The organism is Micromonospora sp. NPDC049301 (assembly GCF_040678715.1).
Classification (GTDB): Bacteria; Actinomycetota; Actinomycetes; order Mycobacteriales; family Micromonosporaceae; genus Micromonospora.
Genome location: NZ_JBFAQO010000020.1, coordinates 1 through 8854 on the forward strand (window position 1 = coordinate 1; position 8854 = coordinate 8854).

Below are 8854 nucleotides of genomic sequence, written 5' to 3' on the forward strand. Positions count from 1 at the left end.
GGTCACATTCCGAACCCGGAAGCTAAGCCCTCCAGCGCCGATGGTACTGCACTCGTGAGGGTGTGGGAGAGTAGGACGCCGCCGGACAATCTTTCGTCAGGGCCACCCCCATCGGGGGTGGCCCTGACGCATATCCGCACCCAGAGTGAAAAGGCCGGCGCGGACGCCGGCCCAGAATCAGTCCCGGGTCTGCATGCCGGCGCGCAGGTTGCGCAGCAGCCCCCCGGCGTCAGCCACCGAGCGCCCGGGGAACATCGCCATCACGACGCTGCCGTGGTCCGCCCAGCCACACACGGCGAAGTCGCCGCCCTCGCCGCTGGTGCTGCCGCACTTCATCACGCCGCCCAGCTCGCCCGCGGACACCTCGCGCAGGCCGGTCACCCTGCCGGTCTCGTCGGCCATCAGGCCGAAGAGGCTGTCCAGATCCCGCTCCGGCTGCCAGAGCAGGGTGGTGCCCCCGAAGATCAGCACGGACCGCTTGTCGTCGGCCGGATCGCGGTAGACCGTGCCGAAGCTCCGGTCCAGCTCGATGTCGGCGGCCAGGCCGCTGCGCAGGTAGTCCGCTGTGCTCTTCGCGCGGTCACTGTCGTCGCGGGTCAGGCCGGCCACCTGCTCCGGCGAGGTCAGCCGGGTGTCCTTCTGCTGCATCACCCGCCAGCCGCCGACGCCCAGCACACCAGCGCCGGCCAGACCGACGACCAGCGCGACCGCCCAGCCGATCCGGCGCCGGCGGGACCACCCGCCCCGCGGCTCGTCGGGATCGCCCCCGGAATCGCGGGTGCTCAGCTGGATCGGCTCCTCGGTCAGCTCGACCGGCTCGCGACCGCCGTCGAGCGGGCGCTCAGTGAGATGTGCGTCGGACATAGCCGACACCGTACGCGAATGGCAGGTGGCGCACGTCGGGTCCGCGGAAGCCCTCCGTAGACTTTCACGGGTGACCGACAGACTCGATGCCCGACGCCCCGACGCCCCCACCCTGGCCGGCCAGTACCAGCCCGGCGAGGTAGAGCAGCGACGGTACGAGCAGTGGGTAGCCGCCGGGCACTTCCGGGCCTCCGCCGACAGCGACAAGCCCCCCTTCACCATCGTCATCCCGCCGCCGAACGTCACCGGCTCGCTGCACATGGGCCACGCGTTCGAGCACACGCTGATGGACGCACTGACCCGGCGCAAGCGGATGCAGGGCTTCGAGGCGCTCTGGCTGCCCGGCATGGACCACGCCGGCATCGCCACGCAGAACCTGGTCGAGCGTCAGCTCGCCGCCGAGGGCCTGTCCCGGCACGACCTCGGCCGGGAGAAGTTCGTCGAGCGGGTCTGGCAGTGGAAGGCCGAATCCGGCGGGGCGATCCTCGGCCAGATGCGGCGCCTCGGCGACTCGGTCGACTGGGACCGCGAGCGCTTCACCATGGACGAGGGCCTGACCCGCGCCGTCCAGACGATCTTCAAGAAGCTCTTCGACGAGGGCCTCATCTACCGGGCCAACCGGATCATCAACTGGTGCCCGCGCTGCCTGACCGCGCTCTCCGACATCGAGGTCGAGCACACCGACGACGACGGTGAGCTGATCTCCATCCGGTACAGCGACGAGGTCGTGGTGGCCACCACCCGGGCCGAGACGATGCTGGGCGACACCGCCGTCGCGGTGCACCCGGACGACGAGCGGTACCAGCACCTGATCGGCACCGAGGTGGAGGTGCCGTTGACCGGGCGCCGCATCCCGATCGTCGCCGACCCGCACGTCGACCCGTCGTTCGGCACCGGCATGGTCAAGGTGACCCCGGCGCACGATCCCAACGACTTCGAGATCGGCCAGCGTCACCAGCTGCCCGCGCTGACCGTGATGGACGAGCGCGGCGTGATCACCGTGCCCGGCCCGTTCGAGGGGCTGGACCGGTTCGAGGCGCGTCCCGCGATCGTGGCGGCGCTCCGCGAGCAGGGCCGGATCGTGGCCGAGAAGCGGCCGTACGTGCACGCGGTCGGGCACTGCTCGCGGTGCAAGACGACCGTCGAGCCGCGGCTGTCGTTGCAGTGGTTCGTCAACACCGCGCCGCTGGCCCAGGCGGCCGGCGACGCGGTCCGCGACGGCCGGGTCCGCATCGAGCCGGCCGAGCTGGCGAAGCGCTACTTCGCCTGGGTCGACAACATGCACGACTGGTGCATCTCCCGCCAGCTGTGGTGGGGGCACCGGATCCCGGTCTGGTACGGCCCGGCCGGCGAGATCGTTTGCGTCGGCCCGGACGAGCAGCCGCCGACCGGGGACGGCTGGCACCAGGACGAGGACGTGCTGGACACCTGGTTCTCCAGCGCGCTCTGGCCGTTCTCCACGCTCGGCTGGCCGGAGCAGACCCCGGACCTGGCGAAGTTCTACCCGACCAGCGTCCTGGTCACCGGCTACGACATCCTCTTCTTCTGGGTCGCCCGGATGATGATGTTCGGCCTGTACGCGATGGACGGCCGGCAGCCGTTCGACGTGGTGGCCCTGCACGGCATGGTCCGCGACGAGCACGGCAAGAAGATGTCCAAGTCGTTCGGGAACGTGGTCGACCCCCTGGACTGGATCGACCGGTTCGGCGCCGACGCCACCCGGTTCACCCTGGCCCGCGGCGCCAACCCCGGCCAGGACGTCCCGGTCAGCGAGGACTGGTGCCAGGGCTCGCGCAACTTCTGCAACAAGCTCTGGAACGCCACCCGCTTCGCGCTGATGAACGGGGCGCACACGTCGGGTGACCTGCCCGCCGCCGAGCAGCTCTCCACCGTCGACCGGTGGATCCTGTCCCGGCTCGCGCACGTCACCGCCGAGGTCGACGAGCAGTTCGAGGCGTACGAGTTCGCCAAGGTGTGCGACCTGCTCTACCACTTCGCGTGGGACGACGTCTGCGACTGGTACGTCGAGCTGAGCAAGCCGGTGCTCGCCGAGGGCGGGGAGCGGGCCGACAGGACCCGTCGGGTGCTCGGGCACGTGCTGGACCAGCTGCTGCGGCTGCTGCACCCGGTCATCCCGTTCGTCACCGAGGAGCTGTGGCTCGCGCTGACCGGCGGCGAGACCGTGCAGACCGCCGCCTGGCCGGTGGCCGACGCCTCGCTGATCGACGACGCCGCCGAGGCGGAGCTGGTCAGCGTGCAGCGGGTGGTCACCGAGATCCGGCGGTTCCGTTCCGACCAGGGGCTGCGCCCGACGCAGCGGGTGGCCGCGCGGCTCGACGGGCTCGCCGGGGCCGGCATCGCGGCCCACGAGCCGCTGATCCGCTCTCTGGTCCGGCTGGACCCGGCCGCCGAGGACTTCCAGGCCAGCGCCACGCTGGCCATGCCCGGTGCGGTCGGTGTCGCGTTGGACACCCGGGGGTCGATCGACGTGGCCGCCGAGCGTGCCCGGCTGACCAAGGACCGCGCGGCCGCCGAGAAGGAGGTCGCGCAGGCTCGGGCGAAGCTCGACAACCCGGCCTTCATCGGCAAAGCCCCCGAGCCCGTCGTCGCGAAGATCCGCGACCGGCTGGCCACCGCCGAGGCCGACCTGGTCCGGATCGACGCTGCTCTGGAGACGCTTCCCTCGTGACCGACCGTACCGATTTCGCCGCCGCCGAAGCCGAGCTGGCCGCCCGTGGCTTCACCCGCATGGTCTTCGAGCTGGACCGGATCGAGTCGCTGCTCGACCTGCTGGGCAGCCCCCAGCGGGCGTACCCGTCGATCCACCTGACCGGCACCAACGGCAAGACCTCCACCGCGCGGATGATCGACTCGCTGCTGCGGGCCTTCGGGTTGCACACCGGCCGGTACACCAGCCCGCACCTGGAGACCGTCCGGGAGCGGATCAGCCTGGACGGCGAGCCGGTCAGCGAGGAGCGGTTCGCCGCCGTGTACCAGGAGATCCGGCCGCTGGCCGAGCTGGTCGACGCGCGGTCGGACGAGCCGCTCACGTACTTCGACATGACCACCGCGCTGGCGTTCGCCACGTTCGCCGACGCGCCGGTCGACATCGCGGTGGTCGAGGTGGGCCTGGGCGGCGCCGAGGACGCCACCAACGTCATTCAGGCCGGGGTCTGCGTGATCACGCCGATCGGGCTGGACCACACCGAGTGGCTCGGCGACACGCTCCAGGACATCGCGCTCGCCAAGGCCGGCATCATCCACCCCGGCGCCACCGTGATCGCGGCGGCGCAGGAGGAGGAGGCCGCCCGTCCGCTCCTGGAACGCTGTGCGGAGGTGGGCGCCACCCTCGCACGGGAGGGCGCCGAGTTCGGCGTGCTGCGCCGGGCGGTCGCGGTCGGCGGGCAGGTGCTCACCCTGCAGGGCCTCGGCGGGGTCTACGAGGACGTGTTCATCCCGCTGCACGGCGCGCACCAGGCGCAGAACGCCGCGGTGGCACTCGCCGCCGTGGAGGCGTTCCTGGGCGCCGGGGCACGGCGGCAGCTGGACGTCGAGGCGGTCCGGGAGGGGTTCGCCACGGCCAGTTCCCCGGGCCGGCTGGAGCGGGTACGCAGTGCCCCGACCGTCCTGCTGGACGGCGCGCACAACCCGCACGGCATGGCGGCCACCGTCGCCGCGCTCCAGGAGGAGTTCGCGTTCAGCAAGCTGGTGGCGGTGGTCGGCGTGCTCGCCGACAAGGACGCGCCCAGCCTGCTGGAGCTGCTGGAACCGGTCGCCGACCTGGTGGTGGTCACCCGGAACAGTTCGCCGCGGGCGATGCCGACGGAGCAACTCGCCGCGCTGGCCGTCGAGATTTTCGGCGAGGAGCGGGTCGAGGTGGCCGAGGAGATGCCCGACGCGATCGAGACGGCGGTGGCGCTGGCCGAGGAGGACGTTCCGGGTGAGCTGAGCGGGGTCGGGGTGCTGGTGACCGGGTCGGTGGTGACCGTGGCCGACGCCCGTCGACTGCTGAAGCGATGACCGGCCCGGAGCGGGACCCCCAGGGCACCGAGTTCCCGCCCACCGACCCACCCACGGCCGAGCAGTCGGCTGTCGATGAGCCTGCTGTCGATCAGCCTGGTCCCGATCAGCCCCGGCGGTCCGGGCTGCGCGACCCGGAGCGGGCGGTACGCGGCCTGGGGGCCGGCACCCTCGCCCTGGAGGCGCTGGTGCTGGTGCTGGCCATCCAGCCGATCCGGGTGGTCGGCGGTGACCTGGGCGGCGCGGCGATCGGTGCGGTGGTGGCCCTGGCGGTGGTCGCCATCCTGCTCGCCGGCATGATGCGCCGCCCCTGGGCCTGGCACGCCGGCACCGTGCTCCAGGGCCTGCTGCTGCTGTCCGGCCTGCTGCACTGGTCGCTGTTCGCGCTCGGCGTCATCTTCGCCCTGGTCTGGGCGTACGCGCTGCACGTCCGCCGGGTCATCCTCGGCTGACGGCCGACCCTGCCGCTGCGGTCAGGCGTCGGCGCGTTCGCGCCACTGGGTGAGGGCGATGCCGTGGCCGTCCGGGTCACGGAACGCCGCCGCCCACACCTCCAGCCGGGTGCCCCGGTTGACGACGCGGGGCGCGTACGTGAAGCGGACACCGGACTCGCGCAGCCGCCCGTACGCCGCCTCGATGTCGTCCACCTCGAGGTTGACGTGCACCAGCCGGCGGCTGATCGGTGCGGCCCCGGTCACCTCGCGCAGCACCAGGCGGGTCGTGCCGGAGGCGAGTACCGCGTTGCCGGCGCCCTGGTCGACCTCGGTGAAGCCGAGCATGTCGCGGTAGAAGCCGAGCGACCGGGCCAGGTCGGTGACCAGCAGCGTGAGGCCCACACCGCTGATCGGGCCGGCCGGATCGGCGGCGGCCGCCCCGTCGTACCCGAAGATCGCCTCGTCCAGTTCCTCGGCGGTGACGGTCTCGCGCGCGGCGCCGGCCGGGGTGGGATCGTCCAGTGGCAGGTCGAGCGGGTCCAGCGGGTCGGTCGCGCCCGGACCGGATCGCTGCGCGGGAGGTGGGTCGAAGCGCTGCGCGGTGGGCGGATCGAAAGGGTCCTCGACGGGCGGGGCGGCCGGGTCGTCCTCGGACTGGTCGAAGTGCTCCTCGGCGGGCGGGCGTGGCGCGGGCGTGGCCCGGCGGGGCAGCCCGCTGCCGGCCGACTGACTGCCGGTCGGCTGCTCGACCACGACGCCCTCCAGCACGACCGGCCCGCCGGGGCTCCGGTGCACCACCACCGGCTCGCGTTCCTCGGGCGGCGCGGCGCTCAGGTCGTCTCGGAGCGGATCGGGGCCGGGCGGGTCGCGGTACGGATCGCCGAGCGGGTCGCGGAAGTCGTCGTCGGGCGCACGGTCGGCCCACGGCGGGGCGTCCTGCTGGATGAGCACCTCGTCGATGGCGTCGGCGTCGGCGAATTCCGGTGGCAGGTCGGCGACCGCCGCGGCGGTCTCCGCGTGGGTGGGCACCTCGTCCCAGAGGACCTTGACGTGCCGCTGGTCGTCCAGCGCGACCCGGATCGGCAGGGTCTGGCCCAGCGACGGCCACTTGGAGACCGGCACCCGCGGCTCGATGATCTTCTTGGACCGGGGCGGCAGCCCGGGTGCGTCGATCACCAGTTGCAGCTCGCAGCGGCCGAAGGCGTACTGGGTGGGTGGTTCGGAGGCGCTGTGCACATGCCCGACACCGACCACCCAGGTGCGCCCACCGCCGCGCACGGTGGCCAGTGCGATCGCCAGCACCAGCAGCGCGACGCCGAGCGCCACGATGGCCCAGCTGGTCATGCCGAGCCCGAAGAGGACGACGAACGTGGCCACGGTGCCCAGCACCGTGCCGATCAACTTGCGTACCGGCGCGATGGGTCGGTTGCCGCCATTCGCCACAGTGGACCTCCCGGGGTCAGGGCCAGGCTAGGCCGGATCGGCCACCGGGGGAAAGACCGGCCGCCGCGCCGGCGCCGGGACCGGGTCGCTAGGCTGACCGTACCGATCCCGAGCGTTCAGCGCGTACAGGAGGAACCCAGCGTGTCCAGCAACAGCCCGGATGAGCGCAGCCTCGTTCTGATCAAGCCCGACGCGGTCCGCCGCGGCCTGGTCGGCGAGGTCCTCTCCCGCTTCGAGCGCAAGGGGCTGCGGATCGACGCGATGGTGCACCGGACGATGGACGCCGCGCTCGCCGACGAGCACTACGCCGAGCACGTCGACAAGGCTTTCTACCCGCCGCTGAAGGACTTCATGACCGGTGGTCCGCTGGTCGCCCTGGTGCTCTCCGGCGACCAGGTCATCGACGTGGTCCGCGGGCTGGTCGGCGCGACCGACGGGCGCAAGGCCGCCGCCGGCACCATCCGGGGCGACCTGTCGCTGTCCAACCGGGAGAACCTGGTGCACGCCTCCGACTCACCGGACAGCGCCAAGCGCGAGATCGCGCTCTGGTTCCCCGAGCTGGGCTGACGCTGCCGCACGCCGGGGTTCAGTCGACCGGGGGCACCTTGTCCGGGTTGCCGACCACGTAGATGCCGGTGATCCGGCCGTCGGCCGCGCTGACGGTCAGGGTGTACCGGCTGCCGTCCGCGCGGGTCAGCAGGGCGCCCGGTTCGCCGTTCAGCTCCATCCGGCGGATCGTCCACTGGCGGCTCGGGCCGTAGATCCCGGCGAAGAACCGGGCGACCCGGTCCGCGCCGGTGACGGGGTTGCGGGCGGCCCGTGCCCGACCGCCGCCGTCGTTCCATGCCGTGGCGTCCGCCGCCACCAGGTCGGTGAGCGTCGCCAGGTCGCCGTCCCGGGCGGCGGCCAGGAACGCGTCCAGCAACCGTTCCCGCTCGGGCCGGCTGGCGGTGAACCTGCGCTGCTCCTGTCGCACCCGCGCGGTCGCCCGGTGTTGCAACTGCCGGCAGTCCTCAGGCGTCCGGTCCAGGATCTCGGCGATCTCGGCGTACGGCAGGTCGAACGCGGTGTGCAGGACGTACACCGCGCGCTCCGGCGGGGTGAGCCGCTCCAGCACGTGCAGCAGCGCGGTCGAGAGCGAGTCGCGTAGCTCGACGCGGTCCAACGGCCCGAACGGCGAGGGCGTGGTCGGGACGGGCTCGGGCAGCCACGTTCCGACGTACGTCTCACGCGCCGCCTGCCGGGCCCGCAGCCGGTCCAGGGCCAGGCGGGTGACCACCCGGGACAGGTACTTGCGCGGCTCGTCGACCGCGGACCGGTCCACGCCGAGCCAGCGCAGGTACGTCTCCTGGAGCACGTCCTCCGCGTCGTGCCGGCTGCCGAGCAGGCGGTAGGCGAGCCCAAGCAGCATGGGCCGGTGCGCCTGGAGCGCACCGGCCGCCTCTGCTGCCTCGGTCGTCGTCACACCTGGGCCGGCGGCTCCAACCGCATGGTCACCCCGATCCGATTCCACACGTTGATTGTGGCGATCGCGATGACGAGGTCGGCCAGTTCCTTCTCCGACCAGACCTTCGCGGCGGCGTCCCACACCTCATCCGGCACTCCGTGCTCGCCGAGCCGGGTGACCGCGTCGGTGAGGTCCAGCGCGGCCCGCTCCCGCTCGTCGAAGAACGTCGACTCCCGCCAGGCGGCCACCGCGAACAGCCGCCGGCTCGACTCGCCCTTGGCGAGAGCGTCCTGGCTGTGCATGTCCACGCAGTACGCGCACCCGTTGATCATCGACGCACGCAGCTTGATCAGCTCCAGCACGGTGTGATCGACGTTCGACTGGACGTACTTCTCCATCCCCATGACGGCCTGGTACGCCTTCGGCGCCACCTCACCGGGATTCATCCGCTGCACGACTACCTCCCCATATCGGTTTCGACACCCGTACGACGGACGGGCGGGGGCGCGCCGTGACAGCCGCGGCTGTGACTCCGGTCATGCCGTCCCCGGCCACGTCGATCATGAGGTTGGCGGGCGGATCGGAGATCCACACGCCCGCCCAACAACAAAAAAAAGCGGGGAGGGGGGCGGCCGGGGGTAAAAGG

General features: G+C 72.2%; 8 protein-coding genes and 1 rRNA gene. 5 read left to right on the forward strand and 4 right to left on the reverse strand.

Annotated elements, in window-relative coordinates; genetic code table 11:
• Positions 1 to 87: ribosomal RNA gene (rrf, locus tag AB0K07_RS30345) — 5S ribosomal RNA — on the forward strand; the annotation flags it as partial.
• A 90-nt stretch (positions 88 to 177) separates the two neighbouring features.
• Here rrf and AB0K07_RS30350 read toward each other — a convergent pair.
• The gene (locus AB0K07_RS30350) at positions 178 to 864 is read right to left on the reverse strand and encodes a hypothetical protein (RefSeq protein ID WP_363760941.1); all 687 of its coding nucleotides are present in this window, start codon (positions 862 to 864) and stop codon (positions 178 to 180) included.
• 70 nt (positions 865 to 934) lie between these two features.
• Here AB0K07_RS30350 and AB0K07_RS30355 point away from each other — a divergent pair, with 70 nt between their 5' ends.
• From AB0K07_RS30355 to AB0K07_RS30365, 3 genes are read left to right on the forward strand one after another with little or no spacing between them, the layout of a single operon-like run.
• The gene (locus AB0K07_RS30355) at positions 935 to 3553 is read left to right on the forward strand and encodes a valine--tRNA ligase (protein ID WP_363760944.1); all 2619 of its coding nucleotides are present in this window, start codon (positions 935 to 937) and stop codon (positions 3551 to 3553) included.
• Positions 3550 to 4884, forward strand: a complete 1335-nt coding sequence (locus AB0K07_RS30360; RefSeq protein ID WP_363760947.1) for a folylpolyglutamate synthase/dihydrofolate synthase family protein — start codon at positions 3550 to 3552, stop codon at positions 4882 to 4884. The genes AB0K07_RS30355 and AB0K07_RS30360 overlap by 4 nt, the downstream gene beginning before the upstream one ends.
• On the forward strand, positions 4881 to 5336 hold the full coding sequence (locus AB0K07_RS30365; RefSeq protein WP_363760950.1) for a DUF4233 domain-containing protein: 456 nt from the start codon (positions 4881 to 4883) through the stop codon (positions 5334 to 5336). Before AB0K07_RS30360 ends, AB0K07_RS30365 begins: the two co-directional genes overlap by 4 nt.
• Before the next feature lie 21 nt (positions 5337 to 5357).
• On the opposite strand, the gene AB0K07_RS30370 is transcribed toward AB0K07_RS30365, so the two are convergent.
• Positions 5358 to 6761, reverse strand: a complete 1404-nt coding sequence (locus tag AB0K07_RS30370) for a VOC family protein (protein ID WP_363760953.1) — start codon at positions 6759 to 6761, stop codon at positions 5358 to 5360.
• Positions 6762 to 6902: 141 nt separating this feature from the next.
• Between AB0K07_RS30370 and ndk the strand changes: the two genes are divergently transcribed.
• Complete coding sequence (gene ndk, locus AB0K07_RS30375; RefSeq protein ID WP_074313773.1) at positions 6903 to 7328, forward strand: nucleoside-diphosphate kinase; 426 nt, start codon at positions 6903 to 6905, stop codon at positions 7326 to 7328.
• A gap of 19 nt (positions 7329 to 7347) precedes the next feature.
• Here ndk and sigJ read toward each other — a convergent pair whose 3' ends face one another.
• Positions 7348 to 8226 carry an RNA polymerase sigma factor SigJ gene (sigJ, locus tag AB0K07_RS30380; protein WP_363760956.1) on the reverse strand — a complete coding sequence of 293 codons (879 nt, stop codon included), beginning with the start codon at positions 8224 to 8226 and terminating at the stop codon, positions 7348 to 7350.
• Positions 8223 to 8663, reverse strand: coding sequence for a carboxymuconolactone decarboxylase family protein (locus AB0K07_RS30385; protein WP_363760959.1), 441 nt, complete (start codon positions 8661 to 8663; stop codon positions 8223 to 8225). The genes sigJ and AB0K07_RS30385 overlap by 4 nt, the downstream gene beginning before the upstream one ends.
• Between the last annotated feature and the right edge of the window lie 191 nt (positions 8664 to 8854).